Here is a 17,770-nt window from a genome sequence, read left to right as displayed (position 1 = left end):
CGCACCAGCTGCACACCGCCCAGCTGCACGTAGCCCCCGGCACCCGGCTCGTAGTGATCGAAGAGGACCTGCTCTACCGGCAGTTGCCCTTCCACGCGCACAAGCTGGTCCTCCACCGGGCGGGCGTGAGCCGCTTCGTCGACCGAGCCCGCGCCGCCGGTCTGGACGTGGACGTCGTCGAGTCGCGCGCCGACCGCTCCTCGGGCAGGGGGCTGGTCGAGCTGGTCACGCGCCTGCGGCCCGAGCAGGTCACGGTTCTCGACGTCGTCGATGACTGGCTGGGGCGCGACTGCCGCGACCAGCTACGCGAAGGCGGCTACGAACTGCGCCGTGACGACGTCCTCGACACCCCCGCCTTTCTCACCACCAGGGCCCAGGTCGCCGAGCAGCTCGGCCGCGGAACGGCGCGGATGCAGCCTTTCTACGCCTGGCAGCGGCGCCGCCTCGACGTGCTGATGGACGCTGGCCAGCCGATCGGTGGTCGCTGGTCCTTCGACACCGAGAACCGCAAGCGCCTGCCCAGGGGCCACCCGGTGCCGGACCCATCGCTCGGAGCAGCGCGACGCCATGCCCGCGTCCATGAGGCGATCGACTGGGTGGGCGAGCATTTCCCCGACGCGCCCGGGGACCCGGCCACCTTCGCGTGGCCGACCTCGCCGGGAGAGGCTGACGCCGCGCTGCGGCGGTTCCTCGACGAGCGGCTCGCGCAGTTCGGGCCCTTCGAGGATGCGATCAGCACCGAGCATCCTGTCCTGTTCCACTCCGCCCTGTCTCCGGCGCTGAACAGCGGCCTCCTCGACCCGGGCCAGGTGCTGGACCGCGTGCTCGACGCGGCGGACGAGCAGGACGTCGACCTGGCAAGCCTGGAGGGGTTCGTCCGCCAGCTGATCGGCTGGCGGGAGTACATGCGCGGCACTTACCGGTTGTGGGGCCGGCGGATGCGCACCAGCAATGTGCTCGGCCATGGGCGCCCACTGCCGCAAGGGTGGTGGGACGGCACGACCGGGCTGGAGCCGGTCGACCTAGTCATCCGGCGGGTGCTCGAGCGTGGGTGGGCCCACCACATCGAGCGGCTCATGGTGCTCGGCAACGCCTTGTGCCTGCAGCGGGTCGACCCGGGCGAGGTCTGGCGCTGGTTCATGGTGATGTTCGTGGACGCCTACGACTGGGTGATGGTGCCCAACGTCTACGCGATGAGCCAGTTCGCTGCGGGCGAGACCATCACCACCAAGCCCTACGTGTCCGGGAGCAACTATCTGCGCAAGATGTCAGATCTGCCGGCGGGGCAGTGGCGGGAGGCCTGGGACGGGCTCTACTGGAGCTTTGTCGAGGACCACCGGGAGGCGTTCGAGGCCAACCCCAGGTCGGGCTTCGCCGTCCGGAGCCTGGACGCGATGGACCCCGACAAGCGCGCGGCGCACCGGGCGGCGGCCGCGGGGTGGCTGGGTCGGTGAGTGCCGCCGACCAGGTCGGTGCCTCGGGTCCGCAGACCCGGCCACGCCGGGCGCACGCGCTAGAGCTGATCCTGGACGCCGATGACGAGGCCGCGCTGCGGCGACGGTGGGCCCACCTGGACGAGGCAGGTGTCGCCTCGGCGGCACGGCATACCGGCGCGACCCACCGCCCGCACGTCACTGTCGCCAGTGGGCCCCGGCCGCCTGCGAGCACGCTTGAGACAGCCGCCCGCCTGCTGGGCGCCCTCCTCCCGGTGGACCTGCCGATGGCCGGGCTGGCGCTCCTCGGTTCGCCACCGAGATACACCCTGGCTGAGCTCGTTGTGCCCGCAGCAGACCTACAGGCCGCCCGCGAGGAGCTGGCCGTGCTCTGGCCCGGAGCCGATCCGCGACCGTGGCTGGTGCACCTGACCCTGGCCCAGCGGCTGGCTCCATCTACCGTCGGGCTAGCCCTGACGGCGCTGGGCAGCGAGCGGCGAGAGCCGGTGCTGTCCCGGCGGGCGGTGGGGTTGCGCTGGTGGGACCCGGACATGGGCACGGTGGTGCACCTGGCCGGCGGAGGCACGGACCAGCACGAAGGATGACACACGGGACCGGCTCGTGGTGTGCTGGAGCATGAGCGAGACCACGCACCGCCCCGTCGATGGCCGCACGCTGCACTACGGGGAGTTCTATGGGATCACGCCACTTCCCCCCGAGGACGGACGCCCGCTGGCCTTCGTGCTGGGCACCTGCCAGTCCGAGGCGCTGCGCCTGTTGCTAGCCAGCGCGCCCACCCCCTCGTTGCGCACCGTGCGCGTCCCCCCGGTCTATGAGCTGGACGAGGATGAGCTGCCGCACCTGCGCCGGCTGCTCGCCCGCACCGACGTGCTGTTCGTCCAGCCGGTGAGCGATAACTACCGGGGTATGCCGCTGGGCACCTCCCAGCTGATGCCCTGGTTGGCGCCCGGCGCGCAGCTGGTGCTGCTGCCGTTGCTGGTCTACGAAGGGATGCACCCGTTCCAGGTCACCGTGCGCCATCCCAGTGCAGGCGACCCGCCTGTGGTGCCCTATCACGACCTGCGCACCATCGTCGAGGCGCACACCGGCACCCGCCCCGAGCCCACCAGGGACCTCGATGCCTACCGGCAGATGTCGGCGAACTCCATCGCTGAGTTGCGCCGGCGGGAGCAGGCTGGCGACCTGGTGTCCATGTCCGACTGCTTCGAGCGGCCCGGGCTCGACTCCTGGCGGACGATCAACCACCCGGGCAACGCGCTGCTGGTGGAGCTGGCCCAACGCGCGCAGGCTGCACTGGGGGTCCCGGTGGGAGTGCGCGAGCCGGACAGGGTGCTGCTCAACTCGGTGCACACGCCGGTGGAGCCGTTGGTGGCCCGGGCCCTGGGGATGAGCGGCACGCCCCGGCGCGACTGGCTGCTGCAGGGCGAAGTCGTGCCGGATGAGCGGGTGCGCAGCGAGCAGTTGCGGTGGTACGCCCGCTACCCCGGCTTTGTGCAGGAGGGGCTTCGGCGATATGCCGATCGGCTCGCCCTGCTCGGGCTGACCTGATCACCGCCGAACCCGGAGCAAGGTCTCGAGCCCAGGGACGTCCACGGGCAACGCCCCCGACGATTGCTCGTCGGGGGCGTTGCGGGTGGATCAGGCGTCCGCAGCCGCCCGGGCGTTGGCGCGCGAGGGGTCCAGCGGGATGCCGGGGCCAACGGTGGTGGCCATGGTCGCCTTGGTGATGTAGCGACCCTTGGACGACGCAGGCTTCAGACGGAGGACCTCGTCGATGGCGGCGCGGTAGTTTTCGATGAGCGCCTCCTCGGCGAAGGATGCCTTGCCGATGATGAAGTGCAGGTTGCTGTGCTTGTCGACACGGAACTCGATCTTGCCGCCCTTGATGTCAGAGACAGCCTTGGCCGTGTCCATGGTGACGGTGCCGGTCTTGGGGTTGGGCATGAGGCCGCGCGGGCCCAGGACCTTACCAAGACGGCCGACCTTGCCCATCAGGTCGGGGGTCGCGACAACAGCGTCGAAATCGACCCAGCCACCGGAGACCTTCTCGATCATGTCGTCGGAGCCGACGAAATCGGCGCCCGCCGCCCGGGCTGCCTCGGCCTTGTCACCGTTGGCGAAGACGAGCACCCGCGCCGTCTTGCCGGTGCCATGAGGCAGGTTGACGGTGCCGCGGACCAACTGGTCGGCCTTGCGCGGATCCACGCCGAGGCGCAGAGCGACCTCGACGGTCTGGTCGAACTTGGTGGTGGCGTTCTCCTTGGCCAGCTTGATGGCGTCGAGAGGGGCATAGAACTTGCCCTCCTCGAGCTTGTCTGCTGCGGCCCGGTAAGCCTTGCTGCGCTTCATGGTGCTACTCCTTGGTTCATGGTGATGGAGATGTGGTCATGCGGGCCTGCGCTGGCCCTGCCACAGTTGTGCTGACAATCACGGGGTGTGATTGCTTGAGGTTCACGGGGTGGTGATGCCCATCGACCGGGCAGTGCCCGCGATGATCCGCTTGGCCATGTCTAGATCGACAGCGTTGAGATCGTCCATCTTCATCTCGGCGATCTCGGTGAGCTGGGCATCCGTCAGCTTGGCGATCTTGGTCTTGTTCGGCTCGCCGGACCCCTTGGCGACGCCAGCGGCCTTCTTGATCAACTCGGCTGCGGGCGGCGTCTTGGTGATGAAGGTGAACGAGCGGTCCTCATAGACCGTGATCTCGACCGGGATGACGTTGCCACGCTGGGACTCGGTCGCGGCGTTGTATGCCTTGACGAACTCCATGATGTTGACGCCGTGCTGGCCGAGCGCGGGACCGACGGGAGGCGCGGGGGTAGCCGCGCCGGCCTGGATCTGCAGCTTGATAAAGCCGGAGACCTTCTTCTTGGGGGGCATGATGCCTCTTTCTGGTGCTAGTGGGCCGACGCCTTGGGCGATGACCCGGTTGCATCCCGGGAACGGTGGTCCTCGGGGGAATCTGTGAACTTACAGTTTGGCGACCTGGCTGAACGACAGCTCGACCGGCGTCTCGCGACCGAAGATCGAGACCAGCACCTTGAGCTTGTTGCTCTCGGGGATGACCTCGGAGATCGTGGCCGGGAGGGTCTCGAAAGGACCTTCCATCACGGTCACCGACTCGCCGATCTCGAAGTAGACCTCGGCCGGCGACTTGGCCGCCGCACCGCTGCTGCCCGAGCCAGCGGCGGCGCCAGCGGCTGGGGTGTCGAAGGTCGGAGCTAGCATGCTCACCACCTCGTCGATGCTGAGCGGCACGGGCTGGTGGGCGTTGCCGACGAAGCCGGTGACGCCGGGAGTGTGCCGGACCACGCCCCACGAGGCGTCGGTCAGCTCCATCCGGACCAGGACGTAACCGGGCATGCGGACGCGGCGGACCATCTTGGGCTGGCCGTTCTTGATCTCGCGCACCTCCTCCATGGGGACCTCCACCTCGAAGATGTAGTCCTCCATGTCCAGGCTGACGATCCGAGACTCGATGTTCACCTTGACCCGGTTTTCATAGCCGGCGTAGGAATGCACGACATACCAGTCGCCGAACTTCCCGCGCAGGTTCTCCTTGAAGTCCTCGAGCGGGTCGACGGGGGCCTCTTCGGCGTCGGCTTCGGTGCCCGACGCCTCATCCTGCTCGCCGTCGACGTCAGCGTCGAGCGCCTCGTCGGAAACTTCGTGCGTGGGAGCCGTCGACTCAGCCATCTCGCCGGTCGGCTCCTCGGTCACATCATCCTCGACGGCGAGGTCGATGGCCTCGTCGGTCTCATGGGTCTGCTCGGACATGCCTACTTCCCTGTTGCTCTTAGCGGTGCGTGCGCGATGGTCGGGCCGGTTGCGTGCGTTCAGGACCCGAAGATCAGGTCCATCAGCGCCTTGCTCAGCTGATCGACGCCAAAGATAAAGGCCATGATCACGCTCACGAAGAGCATGACCACCACGGTGTAGGTGATCAGTTCCTGGCGCGTCGGTTGGACGACCTTGCGCATCTCGGCCATGACCTGCGCCAGGAAAGTCGCCGGTCGTGGCGGCTGGCCGGAGCCGGCTTGGCTGCGTGCGACACCCTCGGTGTCCGGAGCCGGGTTTGCCACGGGTTGCCTTCCTTCGTGCAGGTATCTGGTCGCGACCAGGTGGTGACCTGACCGTTCACGCAGGGCAAGAGGGACTCGAACCCCCAACCGTCGGTTTTGGAGACCGATGCTCTACCAATTGAGCTATTGCCCTTCGAGTGAGGCAGGATGCGCGATTGCTGAGTTGGGGCAGGCTGGCGCGCGGTGCGAACACCCGAATGGGGAGTCTACGTGACGCTCCCACCTAGGTGCAAAGATGGAGGAGTGAGCGAGTCAACGAAGCCGAGGATCAGCGCCCGCATCGGCGCAATAGCAGAGTCTGCCACGCTGGCGGTGGACGCCAAGGCCAAGGGCCTGAAAGCACAGGGCCGACCGGTCGTCGGGTTTGGGGCGGGTGAACCGGACTTCCCGACGCCCGACTACATCGTCGAGGTGGCGGCCGCCGCGACGCACAACCCGGTCAACCACCGTTACTCCCCCGCCGGTGGGTTGCCCGAGCTCAAGGCCGCGATCGTCGCCAAGACCGCCCGCGACTCCAGGTATGAGGTGGAGCCGGCGAATGTGCTCGTCACCAACGGCGGCAAGCAGGCTGTCTACCAGACCTTCGCGACGCTGCTCGACCCCGGCGACGAGGTGCTCCTGCCCACCCCCTACTGGACGACCTACCCCGAGGCCATCCGTCTGGCCGGCGGCGTCCCGGTCGAGGTGTTCGCCGGGGCCGACCAGGGCTACCTCGTCACCGTGGACCAGCTCGAGGCCGCGCGGACCGAGCGCACCAAGGTGCTGCTTTACTGCTCCCCCTCCAACCCCACCGGCGCGGTCTACCCGCCCGAGCAAGTCGAGGCGATCGGCCGCTGGGCGCTCTCGCACGGCATCTGGGTCGTCGCCGACGAGATCTATGAGCACCTCACCTATGACGGTGCCGTCGCGACGTCGATGCCGGTCGCTGTGCCAGAGCTGGCCGACACCTGCGTGGTGGTCAACGGCGTCGCCAAGACCTACGCGATGACGGGGTGGCGCGTGGGGTGGATGATCGGGCCCAAGGACGTCATCAAGGCGGCCACCAACCTGCAGAGCCACGCCACCTCCAACGTCGCCAACGTCTCCCAGCGGGCGGCCGTCGCTGCGCTGGAGGGCAGTCTGGATGCCGTGGAGGAGATGCGGACCGCCTTTGACCGGCGGCGCAAGACCATCGTGGAGATGCTCAACGCCATCGAAGGAGTCCACTGCCCGGTGCCGCAGGGCGCCTTCTATGCCTACCCCTCGGTCGAGGGCGTGCTCGGCCGGACCATCCGTGGCCGCACTCCCCAGACCTCCGCCGAGCTGGCCGAGCTGATCCTGGACGAGGTCGAGGTGGCTGTGGTGCCCGGCGAGGCCTTCGGGCCGAGCGGCTACCTGCGCTTCTCCTACGCGCTGGGCGACGACGACCTCAAGGAGGGCGTCGGCCGCATCCAGGCCCTGCTCGCCGAGGCGCACTGACCCCACCGCCCCGTGCGGGTCAGTCGACCCCGAACTCCATCGCCGCCCAGTCCAGCGACTCTTCCTCGTCCTCGGTGGGCCCCACGCCGCCGGCGATGCGCTCAGACCCGCCGGGCGTGAGTTCACCGACGAGCGAGGTGGTGGCCAGGCCGAGCGCCGACGTGGCGGCGCCGCCCGACCCCAGCAGGCCCATCGCGACATACTGCTCCAGCCGCGAGCGGGAGTCCGCGATATCGAGGTTGCGCATGGTGAGCTGACCGATCCGGTCGGTCGGCCCGAACGCCGCGTTGGCGACGCGCTCCATCGACAGTTTGTCGGGGTGGTAGGAGAACGCCGGGCCGCGGGTCGACACGATCGTGTAGTCCTCTCCGCGGCGCAGCCGCAGGGTCACCTCTCCCGTCACTGCCGAAGCTACCCAGCGCTGCAGCGACTCGCGGATCATCAGCGCCTGCGGGTCTAGCCAGCGGCCCTCGTACATGAGCCGGCCCAGCGCCCGGCCCTGGTTGTGGTAGGCCGCGATCGTGTCCTCGTTGTGGATCGCGTTGACGAGGCGCTCGTAGACGATATGCAGCAGTGCCATGGCTGGCGCCTCGTAGATCCCGCGCGACTTGGCCTCGATGATGCGGTTCTCGATCTCGTCGGCCATCCCGAGTCCGTGGCGCCCGCCGATCTCGTTGGCGGCCATGACCAGCGCGACGGCGTCGCCGCCGAAGTCGTCGCCGTTGATCGCCAACGGCCGACCGTCGCGGAAGGAGACGGTGACGTCCTCGGTGTCAATCTGGACCTGCGGGTCCCAGAACCGGACGCCCATGATCGGCTCGACGATCTCCATACCGGTGTCCAAGTGCTCCAGCGACTTGGCCTCGTGGGTGGCACCCCAGATGTTGGCGTCCGTGGAGTAGGCTTTCTCCTTGCTGGAGCGGTAGGGCAGGTCGCGCTCGGTCAGCCACTGGCTCATCTCGTCGCGCCCCCCGAGCTCATGCACGAACGCCTCGTCGAGCCACGGCTTGTAGATGCGCAGGTTGGAGTTGGCTAGGAGTCCGTAGCGGTAGAACCGCTCGATGTCGTTGCCTTTGAAGGTCGACCCGTCGCCCCAGATGTTGACGCCGTCCTCCTTCATGGCCTTGATCAGCATGGTGCCAGTCACAGCCCGGCCCAGCGGCGTGGTGTTGAAGTAGGTGCGGCCACCGGAGCGGATGTGGAAGGCTCCGCACGCCAGCGCGACCAACCCCTCCTCCACAAGCTCCGCGCGGCAGTCGACCAGCCGCGCGATCTCCGCGCCATACTCCTGCGCACGGCCGGGGACACCGTCGATGTCGGGCTCGTCGTACTGGCCGATGTGGGCCGTGTAGGTGCAGGGCACGGCACCTTTCTCTCGCATCCAGGCGACCGCGACCGAGGTGTCGAGACCTCCGGAGAAGGCGATCCCGACGCGTTCACCGACAGGAAGACTTGTCAAAACTTTGGACATGGGAGAAGTGTATGCGGAACCACGCATAGATATACAACCCGCAGGTCAGGGTGGTATGGAGCGGGCTGGCGCTACTCGTCTCCGCGCAGCTGGAAGCGCTGCAGCCGCCAGCCGGCGACCAGGACACCGGCGACCAGGACGACGACCGAGGCGATGAGTGCGTAGGCCAGCGACAGATCCGCCACCGGCAGGTCCACGTCCGCGGCGACCTCGCCGATGCGCTCGGCCAGAGCACGGATCGAGAGGTAGCGAAACCCGCTCAGGAACCGGCCTAGCAGACCCTCGACCACCAGTGCGTAGATCAACCCGGCGATCATCCCGTGCCGAGTGATGGCCGACATCGCCGTGAAGAGCGCGGCATACAGGAGAGCGGCGGCTCCACCGGTAACCAGCGACACGGTCAGCCAGCGCTCGCTCAGCCCCCCGGCAAGCACGGTGCCCACCAGCCCCGAAACGGATAGCACGACCGCGACGCCTGCTGCCACGAGAAATTTCGAAGCGGCCACGACATACCGACTCACCGGGGTGGAGAGGAGGTAGACCACCGAGCCATCGTCGATCTCTGGGCCAAGCACACCGTTGGCAGCGATCAGGGCGATCAGCGGCACCACCAGGGCCAGCCCCAGCTCGACGAACACCATGCTGGCCGACACGGGCTCGCCGGTGAGCCAGCGAAGCAGGCCAGCGAGCGCCACGAGCAGGACCGGCAGCGCGATCAGCACCAGGACCCGCTTCTGGCCCAAGAGGGCGCGCAGAGCCAGTCGCGCGATAGTGAGGTTCATGACTGCACCAGGTAGGTGAAGACCGACTCCAGGCTCTCGTCCGTCGGCGCCAGCTCGCGCACCGTGATCCCCGCCTGCCGCGCAAGCTGCGGCAGCGCCCGCGTGAACTGGCCCATCTCGGTCACCTCCACCATGATCGCTTCCCCTGCGCCGACGCTTCCCAGCGTCACCCCACGCACGCTGTCCTGACCCATCAGGGCGGCCGCGAGGGCCCGGTCGTCGGTGGACCGGATCGTGTAGTGCGAAGGCCGGTCGGTCATCAGCGCTCGGATAGCGCCGAAGTCACCGCTGGCCGCGTGCCGCCCGGACACCACGACCTCGATGTGCCGGGCGATCTGCTCGACCTCCTCGAGGATGTGGCTGGAGAACAGGACCGTGCGGCCCTGCTCGCCCATCCGGGTCAGCAGCGCCATGAGGTGCATCCGCTGGCGGGGGTCCACGCCGTTGAACGGCTCGTCCAGCAGGAGCACCTCCGGCTCGTGCACAAGCGCAGAGGCCAGTTTGGCGCGTTGCCGCATACCCTTGGAGTAGGTGCTGATCGGGCGGTCCGCGGGGTCGACCAGGTCGACCTCCTCCAGCGCCCGCTGGGTGGCCCCGCGGGAGTCACGCAGCTTGTGCAACTCTGCGCTGGCCTGGACGAACTGTCGCCCGGTGAGATAGGAGAAGCTCACCTCACGCTCGGGCACCAACCCCAGGTGCTGGTATGTCGAGACGTTGCGCCACACCCTTTCCTCGCCCAGGCGCACCTCGCCGGAGGAGGGCGCCAGGAAACCGGCCATCATCGAGATCAGGGTGGACTTGCCAGCGCCGTTGGGGCCCAGCAGGCCGGTGACGCCGGGACCGATCGTCATCGTGACGTCATTGACGGCGACGACGTTGCCGTACCAGCGCGAGACCTTCTCCAGGACCAGCTCGGTCATCTCAGGCTCCCTTGCTGCGGTAGCGGTGCACGAGGAGGGTCAGGCCGATCAGGAGGAGGGCGAGTGCCGACAGCAGCAGCAGCCAGCCGGTGGTGGCATCGGCTGCAGGCGCCGGGTAGGCCCCGGACACGGCATCGCCGAGAGCCACCTGGATGGAGTCGACAAGAACGAAGGGAGAGAGCAGCGCGGCCCACTGGGCCAACGTGTCCTGGCCCTGCTCGGAGGCGACCGCCTGCAGGGCGCCCGTCACGCCCAGCCCGACCAGCAGCACCATGATCGAGCCGGCGACGGCCAGGCCGCGTCGTAGGGTCCACGACGCGACGAGCGCGGCGACTGCGGCCGCCATGAGCGCCAGCAGCAGTGCGCCTCCGAGCGCGGTGAGCAGGCGGGGCAGTTCGTCCTCCAGGCGGGCACCGAGCGAGAGACCGCCCACGAAGAGGATGAGCACCGGAGTCACCAGGAAGGCCAGGATGGCCAGCACCAGCGACGCCCAGCGGATCAACGCGAATGCGGTGGCGCCGAGGGGCCGGGCCAGGTAGAGGCTGATCACCCCCGAACGCAGATCACGGCTGAAGAGCACCGGGGCCTGGGCCGCCACGAAGAGTGCGACGACGAACGCGACGTTCGTCACATACCCGGGATAGTTGAGGAGTTGCTCATTGCGACCCAGGAAGACCATGATCCCGACGAGGATGACCGCCGGCACGAGCGCCATCCCGAGCAGGACGAAGGGCAGGACCTTGGCCTTGCCGGAGCGCCCGAAACCGAAGACGGCCAGGACTCCCGACCACAGCAGCGAGCCCCCGATCGCGGCGCGGCCTGCTCGCGCCCCGGTGTAGCGGCGGTAGCCGATGTCGTGGATCACGCCGGTCCGCTCAGCTGGCTGGCTCACGACGCCACCTCCTCACGGAAGACGTCCTCGAGGTGACCGGTCTGGGGCTGGATGCGCACCAGGCCGACACCGAGGTCCGCTGCCGTGTCGCGGACGAGGTCGCGGAGACGGTCGTGAGCGGCGGCCGCCACCTCAGGATCAGGTGGGCCCTCTGGCCCGGACGGGCCTATCGGATCGATCTCGATGAGGCTGCCCCGAGGCCGGCAGGTGAGCCCGTGCGCTGCCAACGCCTCCCCCATGCGCGCCTGGGCCCGCATGTCCGAATCGTCGGCGGCTGCGCCGATCACCTCCACGAGCACGACACCGGTGTCGGACATGAAGCTCTGGGTGGCCTGCGACCTCAGCAGATGCCCACCGTCGAGCACCACCACGTAGTCGCTGATGCGCTCCAGCTCCCCTAGCAGGTGAGACGTGACCAGGACCGGGATGCCGAAGTCGTGGCCGATGCGGTGCACCAGCGCGAGCATGTCGTCTCGGGCAGCAGGGTCGAGCCCATTGGTGGGCTCGTCCAGCATGATGAGCTGCGGGTCGTGCACCAGCGCCTGCGCGAGCTTGGCGCGCTGTTTCATCCCCGTGGAGTAGCCGCCCATCAGGCGGTAGCGCTCCTCAGCCAGCCCGACGTGGCGCAGCACGTCGGCGGCTCGCTCGCGGGCGGCTGCGGGTGGCAGTCCGGACATGCGGCCCATGTGCACGACAAAATCGATGCAGCGCATGTCCGGGGGAAGGCAGTCGTGCTCGGGCATGTAGCCGACCACCGCCCGGATCTGCTCGCCGTCCCGCCCGATGTCGTGACCGAGGACCTGCGCGGTCCCGGAGGTCGGCGCGAGCAGTCCGAGCAGGATCTTGATCAGCGTCGACTTCCCCGCGCCGTTGGCCCCGACCAGCCCGGTCACGCCCTCACCGACTTCGACCGTCAGATCGGACAGCGCGGCGACGTGGCTGCGTCCGTAGCGCTTCGTCAGCGCGTGCGTGGTGATGACCCCCATACGGGCACTCTACGGCCCGCGCACCAGGTGGCTGTAGGAGGTTATCCCCCCGATTACAGTGGCGGGATGCCGGACCGACAGCGCTCACTCCTCGAGTTGCCCAAGGCGCACCTGCACCTGCACTTCACCGGTTCGATGCGGGTTGAGACCGTGCGTGAGCTTGCCGACAAGCACGGCCTGCGGCTCCCTCAGGCGTTCACCACCGCCTGGCCCCCCACGCTGTCAGGTCACGACGAGCGCGGGTGGTTTCGGTTCCAACGGTTGTATGACGCGGCCCGGGCCTGTGTCCGCGATGAGTCGGACATGCGCCGGATCGTGCGGGAGGCTGCGCAGGACGATGCCGCCGAAGGGTCTCGGTGGCTGGAGATCCAGATCGATCCGACGTCTTATGCACCGTTCGTCGGTGGATTAACCCCTGCGTTGGAGATCGTTCTCGATGAGGCACGCGTCGCGAGCGCCGCCACGGGGACGCAGGTCGCGATCGTGGTCGCGGCCAGCCGGATGCGCCACCCGCTGGAGGCGCGGACCTTGGCCCGGCTCGCGGCCAGGCACGCTGGAGAGTCTTCCGGCACCGTCGTCGGTTTCGGTCTCTCCAACGACGAGCGCCGAGGGATGACGAGCGACTTCGCTCCGGCTTTCCGGATCGCGGCCAGGGCGGGGCTGGCGAGCGTTCCCCACGCTGGCGAGCTACTGGGCGCCGACCACGTGCGGGTAGCGATGGAATATCTGCTCCCGGACCGGCTCGGACACGGCGTCCGCGCGGTCGAGGACGAGTCAGTGCTACAGCGCGTTGTGGATGAGCAGGTGACCCTCGAGGTCTGCCCGGGCAGCAATGTGGCGCTCGGTGTCTATCCCACGATGGCCGAGGTGCCGCTCGAGCGGTTGATCGCAGCCGGCGCGCGGGTGGCACTCGGCGCGGACGACCCGCTCTTGTTCGGCACGCGGCTGACCGAGCAGTACACGAGTTGCCGGCTGGACCACGGCTTCGACGACGCCGCAATTGCTACCTTGGCGCGCGGATCGATCGAAGGGTCAACCGCGCCGGGAGAGCTCAAGCGGCAACTGCTCGCCGGCGTCGATGCTTGGCTCGACGCCGACCCGCCCACCCTCGGGTCAGCCGGATGACGCCCCCTACCCCCTCCCCTCACACGTGACATTGCCCTCCTCGACGGGGCAACCCACCCCCGCCCTCAGTGGGTGAGCAAGGGTCCTCTGCCCCGGGTGGGCGGGCAAGGGTCCTCTGCCCTGAGTTGGTAGGCAGAGGTCCTTTGCCGCGGGTGGGTGGGCGGAAGGCGCACTGACCGACGTCCGAGGGCCAAACACGCTTGCCCATGGTGGCGGGGCAATGTCACGGGGGTGAGGTGACGCCATACCTAAGGCGCAAGCCACCGGCCGGGCACACTTATCCACACCTCCGGGCTGGGGAAGTCAGCCATCCACCGGAGCCGATAGAGATCTGGCCTCGTCCATCGGTCTCGTGCCTCACTAACCCCATGCCAGCCGAGAAGAGCGCCGCAAACCAACCGCGTGTCAGCAAGAGAGTCGGTCTCGCCCTGCGAGCCCATCGACGCGCGCTGGGCGCCAGCCAACGCCGCTATGCGGAGCTGCGCGGGCTGGGCAAGTCCTTCGTGGCCAAGGCCGAGGTCGACGCAGCCGGCATTTCGCTGGGAACCGTCGAGGCGCTGCTTGAGGGCTCCGGCTTCCGGCTGGCGGTCGTGGACACCTCGGGGGCAGAGATCACCGAGTGGGAGTCGACCGACCTTGTGGCTCGCGACCGGGCCGGTCGACGCTTCCCCGCCACTCGCGCGGTCCGGCGAAGCCGAGGTGGACCCATGTGGTGGACTTACCACGAATTCCTCGGGTCGCGGCCGTGCGGACCAGCGCCAGAGTGGACTGCAGAGGGCTTCGCGATCCCGTCCGGTGTCCGTTACGGCAAGGTCCCGCTCCCTTACGCCCCGGGCGAAGAGAAACGCTGGCCCCACTGAGACCGCCCTACCCAGTCCACGATACGCACGTTGGCAGCCGCTCTACTCCTGGCCCAGGGGCTGAAAAATGCTCCAGATCGTGACCTGGTCCGGGCTGAGCCAGGGGCGCTCTCTACAGCCCCATCGCCTCATCGCCTCATCCTGCCCGAACATGGACTGTCAGAGGGTCAGCCCGACCAGCACCGGCTCATTGACCAGGTGCACACCAAAGGCGTCCTCGACCCCGTCCCGGATCTCGCGCGCGAGCGCCAGGACGTCCCGCGCCTGGGCCGAGCCACGGTTGGTCAGCGCCAAGGTGTGCTTTGTCGACAGGCCCGCCGGGCGCCCCTCCACGGTGCCGTAGCCCTTGGCGAAGCCTGCCTTGTCGATCAGCCAGGCCGCCGAGGTCTTCACGGTGGCACCGTCGACGGAGGGAAACTGCGGCGGCCGCGGCCCGTCGGCGCCCCACCGTCCGGCCACTCGAGCGGCCAACTCGTCCATCTGGACCGCGGTCAGAATGGGGTTGGTGAAGAACGACCCACAACTCCACGTGTCGTGATCCGCCGGATCGAGCACCATCCCGCGTCGTCGGCGCTGCTCCAGGACCGCCTCGCGGGCCGCCTCCAGCGGGACCCGCTCACCGACGCGGACCCCTAGTCCGGTGGCGAGATCGGCATACCTGATGGGTTGGGAGAGCTCGGTCGGACGAAGCTGGAAGGAGACGGTGAGCACCACGTAGCGCGGGGTGACGGCACCCGCTGCGGCCTCCGCGCCCAGCATCGACTCCTTCAGCACGGAGTGGCGGTAGGAGAAGCCGAGGTCGGCAGAAAAGAGGGTGCGGATGCGCGACTCCTGCCGGTCCCAGACCCGCACTGAGGCGATGGTCTGGGCGACTTCCTGACCGTAGGCGCCGACATTTTGGACGGGGGTGGCGCCGGTCGCTCCGGGGATGCCGGAGAGCGCCTCGATCCCGGACCACGAGTGGGCACAGGCGTGCGCGACGACGTTGTCCCAGACTTCGCCGGCCGCCACAGTGGCCAGCACTCCCCCGCATGCCGACTCCGACGGCACCTCGATCCCCGTCGTCGCGACATGCACGACGGTGCCAGGGAAGCCGTCATCACTGACGAGCAGGTTGGAACCGCCACCGACGACGAGGAGTGGCTCGCCCTCCTCGTCGGCCTCCCGGACAGCCTCGATCAACTCGGCTTCGGTGGACGCGGTGACGAGGAGGCGTGGTGGACCGCCGACCCGGATAGTGGTGAGCTCAGCTAGAGGCGGGTATGACGTCACCGCAGGTGCTGGTCCCACGTCGGGCTGGTCACGCGGCGAGGTGGAGGAGCGGGTGGGTGGCGTCATACGCGGACCACGGCCTGGCAGCGGCCGAGGACCTTCTCGCCGCCGCAGGACGCGGTGACGTCGAGGGTCTGCGTGCCGGCCTCCTCGTCGGTCTTCTTCACCACACCCTCGATGAGCACCTCGACGATCTCTGCCTCGGGCACCACCACCATGCCGGTGAAACGCGCCGAGCAGGACAGGATCCGGCCAGGGTCGCCGCCGACGTAGTCGGTGACGGCGTCCAGGGCCGCACCCATCGTCCACATCCCGTGCGCGATCACGTCGGGCAGTCCGACGCCACGGGCAAAGTCGGCGTCTTGATGGATCGGGTTCTGGTCTCCGGAGGCTTCCGCATAGTCGACGAGGCGAGCGCGGTCGACCGTGACAGTGCGCCGTAGGGCGCCAAGGTCGGTAGTCAGCATGGAAGTTAGCCCTCTCCGCGCACGACGATGGTCGAGGTGACCGTGGTGACGGGCTGATTGTGAGCGTCGGTCAGCTCGACGCGCGTGCTGACCATGCCGTGACCACCGGCCTCCCGCATCGTGTCGACGTGCAGGATGCCCGTCAGTGTGTCGCCGGCGACGATCGGGCGGTGGTGCACGAAGCCTTCCTGGCCATGCACGACCCGGGAGAAGTCGATGCCGGCGTCGGGGTCTTCGATCAAGGCCGCTTCGCACCGTTGAGCGAGACGGACCGCGAAGGTCGGTGGCGCGACGACGTCGGCGTGACCGAGCACCTGCGCGGCGGCCGGCTCCCGGTGAGCCGGGGAGGTTGCTCCGATCGCGTCCGCGAAAGCCACGATCTCGGCGCGGGTGACCTGGAAGGGTCCGGCGGGCGGGTACTCCCGGCCGGCAAAAGCAGCGTTGACGGGCATGACGGTCAGCCTAACGTCCAGAGTCCCGTGCCCAGGCGCAGCGAGAGCCGCCACCCTCACGGGGTGCCGGCTCTCGTCGTATGAGCGGGACTCGCGTCAGCGGGTCTCGCGGTGCGGGGTGTGCTTGCCGCAGCGCGGGCAGAACTTCGCCATCTCGAGCCGGTCGGGGTTGTTCCGACGGTTCTTCTTGGTGATGTAGTTGCGCTCCTTGCACTCCGTGCACGCCAGGGTGATCTTGGGGCGGACGTCGGTGGACTTGGCCACGGCGGGAACCTGCTCTCGGAAATCGATGTATGACGCGGGTAGTTCGGTAGCGGGAGCGGGGCTCGATCCCGCGACCTCACGATTATGAGTCGTGCGCTCTAACCAGCTGAGCTATCCCGCCTCGGGCGACCGGGGAGCCGGCCTGCCAGAGCCCCCAAACGGAATCGAACCGTTGACCTTCTCCTTACCATGGAGACGCTCTACCGACTGAGCTATGGGGGCGGGCTGTCACCCTGCCGAGCCTGTGGAGGCCCTGCAGGCAGCGAGAAGCAACTTTACACGGGCGCTGGTGCCCTCACCAAATCAGGCGGCCAAAGAGCTATGGCGCCGCGACAGTCATCGCGAGGTGTCGCCGCGAGCCGTCCTTGGAGGTGAGCGCCAAGATGCCCTGGCCCTTCTCCATACCCCCTCTGAGCACCACCGTCGAGGGCAGCAGGATCGGCTTGAGGAACTGCGCGTCCACAGTCAGCGAATCGGGCAGCCGGGGCTCGACGGCGGCGAGGACGCGTGCGTGCGACCACATGCCGTGCGCGATAGCGCGGGGGAAGCCGAGGGCCTTGGCGCTGAGTGCGGACAGGTGGATCGGGTTGGCATCGCCAGAGACCTTGGCGTAGCGCCTGCCGAGGTCAGCGGACAGGCGCCAGATGGCGAGTTCGTTCTCCGGTATGGCGTGCCGCTGTGCCTGTGTTTGGCCGGTCGCCGCCTCGCCGCCCTTCGCCTCCTCTGTCTGGCCGCGCACCAGGTAGGTGCTGCGGCCTTCCCAGACGACCTCGTCCCCGACCCGAGCCTCGCCGACGACGTCGACGGTGTGGCCGGAACGGTGCGGCGCGAGGTTCTCCACCCAGGTAGACAGGGTGAGGCTCTCCGCGACCCGGACCGGTCGGTGCTGAGTCATGGTGTTGGCCACGTGGACCATCCCCAGCATCGGGAACGGGAACTCCCGACCGGACATGAGCTTGACCTGCAGAGGGAAAGTCAGCACGTGCAACCAGGTGAGCGGCAGCCGGTCGGACAGGACGGACCCCGTGACCTCGCAGTAGGCCGCGACCCTGGCGACGTCCTGCTGGACGCCGGTCAGCATGAGGCGCTGGGTGGGCAGGACACCGTGGGCACCGGGCCGCCCGAAGCCGGTCGCGAGTGCGCGGGCAAACATCGGCGCGATCGCCGGGGAGTGCTCCAGGACGCGGACGTCCAGATCTGCTGACGGCCCGTCCGCAGTGGCAGGAACGACCGTCCGGTCGGTGATGGGCGGGTCAGTCATGGGTCAGGCTCCGATCTGGGACTG

Annotated in this window: 20 protein-coding genes and 3 tRNA genes; 6 read left to right on the top strand and 17 right to left on the bottom strand. The window is 68.5% G+C overall.

Annotation, left to right across the window (positions count from 1 at the left end; all coding sequences use genetic code 11):
• From Q4P07_RS04790 to Q4P07_RS04780, 3 genes are all read left to right on the top strand, one after another.
• Positions 1-1,454, top strand: a 1,454-nt coding sequence (locus tag Q4P07_RS04790) for a cryptochrome/photolyase family protein (protein WP_303373758.1), incomplete at its 5' end; no start/stop codon positions are given.
• Positions 1,451-2,038, top strand: a complete 588-nt coding sequence (locus Q4P07_RS04785) for a hypothetical protein (protein WP_303373757.1) — start codon at positions 1,451-1,453, stop codon at positions 2,036-2,038. The genes Q4P07_RS04790 and Q4P07_RS04785, both read left to right, overlap by 4 nt.
• Positions 2,039-2,069: 31 nt before the next feature.
• Positions 2,070-3,002, top strand: coding sequence for a WcbI family polysaccharide biosynthesis putative acetyltransferase (locus tag Q4P07_RS04780; protein ID WP_303373756.1), 933 nt, complete (start codon positions 2,070-2,072; stop codon positions 3,000-3,002).
• 90 nt (positions 3,003-3,092) lie between these two features.
• Here the strand turns inward: Q4P07_RS04780 and rplA are convergent, their stop codons facing one another.
• The 5 genes from rplA to Q4P07_RS04755 form a co-directional block, all read right to left on the bottom strand.
• Positions 3,093-3,803: a 50S ribosomal protein L1 gene (rplA, locus tag Q4P07_RS04775; protein ID WP_303373755.1), complete on the bottom strand. Its 711-nt coding sequence runs from the start codon at positions 3,801-3,803 to the stop codon at positions 3,093-3,095.
• Positions 3,804-3,905: 102 nt separating this feature from the next.
• Positions 3,906-4,334: a 50S ribosomal protein L11 gene (gene rplK / locus Q4P07_RS04770; protein WP_303373754.1), complete on the bottom strand. Its 429-nt coding sequence runs from the start codon at positions 4,332-4,334 to the stop codon at positions 3,906-3,908.
• A gap of 90 nt (positions 4,335-4,424) precedes the next feature.
• On the bottom strand, positions 4,425-5,231 hold the full coding sequence (gene nusG / locus Q4P07_RS04765) for a transcription termination/antitermination protein NusG (protein WP_303373753.1): 807 nt from the start codon (positions 5,229-5,231) through the stop codon (positions 4,425-4,427).
• A gap of 59 nt (positions 5,232-5,290) precedes the next feature.
• Positions 5,291-5,536, bottom strand: a complete 246-nt coding sequence (secE, locus tag Q4P07_RS04760; RefSeq protein WP_303373752.1) for a preprotein translocase subunit SecE — start codon at positions 5,534-5,536, stop codon at positions 5,291-5,293.
• A gap of 60 nt (positions 5,537-5,596) precedes the next feature.
• Positions 5,597-5,669 (bottom strand) — tRNA-Trp (locus Q4P07_RS04755).
• A 110-nt stretch (positions 5,670-5,779) separates the two neighbouring features.
• Between Q4P07_RS04755 and Q4P07_RS04750 the strand changes: the two genes are divergently transcribed.
• On the top strand, positions 5,780-6,994 hold the full coding sequence (locus Q4P07_RS04750) for a pyridoxal phosphate-dependent aminotransferase (protein ID WP_303373751.1): 1,215 nt from the start codon (positions 5,780-5,782) through the stop codon (positions 6,992-6,994).
• A 19-nt stretch (positions 6,995-7,013) separates the two neighbouring features.
• Here the strand turns inward: Q4P07_RS04750 and argG are convergent, their stop codons facing one another.
• The 5 genes from argG to Q4P07_RS04725 all read right to left on the bottom strand — a co-directional run bounded on the left by argG (position 7,014) and on the right by Q4P07_RS04725 (position 12,045).
• The gene (gene argG, locus Q4P07_RS04745; protein WP_303373750.1) at positions 7,014-8,465 is read right to left on the bottom strand and encodes an argininosuccinate synthase; all 1,452 of its coding nucleotides are present in this window, start codon (positions 8,463-8,465) and stop codon (positions 7,014-7,016) included.
• 71 nt (positions 8,466-8,536) lie between these two features.
• Positions 8,537-9,247: an ABC transporter permease gene (locus Q4P07_RS04740; protein ID WP_303373749.1), complete on the bottom strand. Its 711-nt coding sequence runs from the start codon at positions 9,245-9,247 to the stop codon at positions 8,537-8,539.
• Positions 9,244-10,167 carry an ABC transporter ATP-binding protein gene (locus Q4P07_RS04735; RefSeq protein WP_303373748.1) on the bottom strand — a complete coding sequence of 308 codons (924 nt, stop codon included), beginning with the start codon at positions 10,165-10,167 and terminating at the stop codon, positions 9,244-9,246. The genes Q4P07_RS04740 and Q4P07_RS04735 overlap by 4 nt, the downstream gene beginning before the upstream one ends.
• A gap of 1 nt (position 10,168) precedes the next feature.
• Positions 10,169-11,059 carry a hypothetical protein gene (locus tag Q4P07_RS04730; RefSeq protein WP_303373747.1) on the bottom strand — a complete coding sequence of 297 codons (891 nt, stop codon included), beginning with the start codon at positions 11,057-11,059 and terminating at the stop codon, positions 10,169-10,171.
• Positions 11,056-12,045, bottom strand: coding sequence for an ATP-binding cassette domain-containing protein (locus Q4P07_RS04725; RefSeq protein WP_303373746.1), 990 nt, complete (start codon positions 12,043-12,045; stop codon positions 11,056-11,058). The genes Q4P07_RS04730 and Q4P07_RS04725 overlap by 4 nt, the downstream gene beginning before the upstream one ends.
• A gap of 66 nt (positions 12,046-12,111) precedes the next feature.
• Between Q4P07_RS04725 and Q4P07_RS04720 the strand changes: the two genes are divergently transcribed.
• Together Q4P07_RS04720 and Q4P07_RS04715 are read left to right on the top strand one after the other, a co-directional pair.
• Positions 12,112-13,170, top strand: a complete 1,059-nt coding sequence (locus Q4P07_RS04720) for an adenosine deaminase (RefSeq protein ID WP_303373745.1) — start codon at positions 12,112-12,114, stop codon at positions 13,168-13,170.
• A gap of 368 nt (positions 13,171-13,538) precedes the next feature.
• Entirely contained in the window at positions 13,539-14,030 is a 492-nt protein-coding gene (locus Q4P07_RS04715) for a hypothetical protein (protein ID WP_303373744.1), read from the top strand.
• 159 nt (positions 14,031-14,189) lie between these two features.
• Here the strand turns inward: Q4P07_RS04715 and Q4P07_RS04710 are convergent, their stop codons facing one another.
• From Q4P07_RS04710 to Q4P07_RS04680, 7 genes are all read right to left on the bottom strand, one after another.
• A complete protein-coding gene (locus Q4P07_RS04710; RefSeq protein ID WP_303373743.1) occupies positions 14,190-15,368 on the bottom strand; it encodes a UDP-N-acetylmuramate dehydrogenase in 1,179 nt (392 codons plus the stop codon).
• Positions 15,365-15,769 carry a MaoC/PaaZ C-terminal domain-containing protein gene (locus tag Q4P07_RS04705; protein WP_303373742.1) on the bottom strand — a complete coding sequence of 135 codons (405 nt, stop codon included), beginning with the start codon at positions 15,767-15,769 and terminating at the stop codon, positions 15,365-15,367. The genes Q4P07_RS04710 and Q4P07_RS04705 overlap by 4 nt, the downstream gene beginning before the upstream one ends.
• Positions 15,770-15,774: 5 nt before the next feature.
• The gene (locus Q4P07_RS04700; protein WP_303373741.1) at positions 15,775-16,221 is read right to left on the bottom strand and encodes a MaoC family dehydratase N-terminal domain-containing protein; all 447 of its coding nucleotides are present in this window, start codon (positions 16,219-16,221) and stop codon (positions 15,775-15,777) included.
• A 96-nt stretch (positions 16,222-16,317) separates the two neighbouring features.
• The gene (rpmG, locus tag Q4P07_RS04695) at positions 16,318-16,485 is read right to left on the bottom strand and encodes a 50S ribosomal protein L33 (protein WP_303373740.1); all 168 of its coding nucleotides are present in this window, start codon (positions 16,483-16,485) and stop codon (positions 16,318-16,320) included.
• Positions 16,486-16,532: 47 nt separating this feature from the next.
• Positions 16,533-16,606: transfer RNA gene (locus Q4P07_RS04690), tRNA-Met, on the bottom strand.
• A gap of 28 nt (positions 16,607-16,634) precedes the next feature.
• Positions 16,635-16,707: transfer RNA gene (locus Q4P07_RS04685), tRNA-Thr, on the bottom strand.
• 97 nt (positions 16,708-16,804) lie between these two features.
• Entirely contained in the window at positions 16,805-17,746 is a 942-nt protein-coding gene (locus Q4P07_RS04680; protein WP_303373739.1) for a MaoC/PaaZ C-terminal domain-containing protein, read from the bottom strand.
• Positions 17,747-17,770: the final 24 nt, after the last annotated feature.

Source organism: Ornithinimicrobium sp. (assembly GCF_030537745.1).
GTDB lineage: Bacteria > Actinomycetota > Actinomycetes > Actinomycetales > Dermatophilaceae > Ornithinicoccus.
Note: the sequence above shows the minus strand (reverse complement) of the source record. Positions and strands in the feature narration are given on the sequence as shown.

Coding starts and splice junctions, on each gene's coding strand:
- Q4P07_RS04700 (WP_303373741.1), bottom strand. CDS start 16,221: ATGCCCGTCAACGCTGCTTTTGCCGGCCGGGAGTACCCGCCCGCCGGA.
- Q4P07_RS04680 (WP_303373739.1), bottom strand. CDS start 17,746: ATGACTGACCCGCCCATCACCGACCGGACGGTCGTTCCTGCCACTGCG.
- Q4P07_RS04725 (WP_303373746.1), bottom strand. CDS start 12,045: ATGGGGGTCATCACCACGCACGCGCTGACGAAGCGCTACGGACGCAGC.
- Q4P07_RS04735 (WP_303373748.1), bottom strand. CDS start 10,167: ATGACCGAGCTGGTCCTGGAGAAGGTCTCGCGCTGGTACGGCAACGTC.
- Q4P07_RS04720 (WP_303373745.1), top strand. CDS start 12,112: ATGCCGGACCGACAGCGCTCACTCCTCGAGTTGCCCAAGGCGCACCTG.
- Q4P07_RS04710 (WP_303373743.1), bottom strand. CDS start 15,368: ATGACGCCACCCACCCGCTCCTCCACCTCGCCGCGTGACCAGCCCGAC.
- Q4P07_RS04705 (WP_303373742.1), bottom strand. CDS start 15,769: ATGCTGACTACCGACCTTGGCGCCCTACGGCGCACTGTCACGGTCGAC.
- Q4P07_RS04780 (WP_303373756.1), top strand. CDS start 2,070: ATGAGCGAGACCACGCACCGCCCCGTCGATGGCCGCACGCTGCACTAC.
- rplK (WP_303373754.1), bottom strand. CDS start 4,334: ATGCCCCCCAAGAAGAAGGTCTCCGGCTTTATCAAGCTGCAGATCCAG.
- argG (WP_303373750.1), bottom strand. CDS start 8,465: ATGTCCAAAGTTTTGACAAGTCTTCCTGTCGGTGAACGCGTCGGGATC.
- rplA (WP_303373755.1), bottom strand. CDS start 3,803: ATGAAGCGCAGCAAGGCTTACCGGGCCGCAGCAGACAAGCTCGAGGAG.
- nusG (WP_303373753.1), bottom strand. CDS start 5,231: ATGTCCGAGCAGACCCATGAGACCGACGAGGCCATCGACCTCGCCGTC.
- Q4P07_RS04715 (WP_303373744.1), top strand. CDS start 13,539: ATGCCAGCCGAGAAGAGCGCCGCAAACCAACCGCGTGTCAGCAAGAGA.
- Q4P07_RS04740 (WP_303373749.1), bottom strand. CDS start 9,247: ATGAACCTCACTATCGCGCGACTGGCTCTGCGCGCCCTCTTGGGCCAG.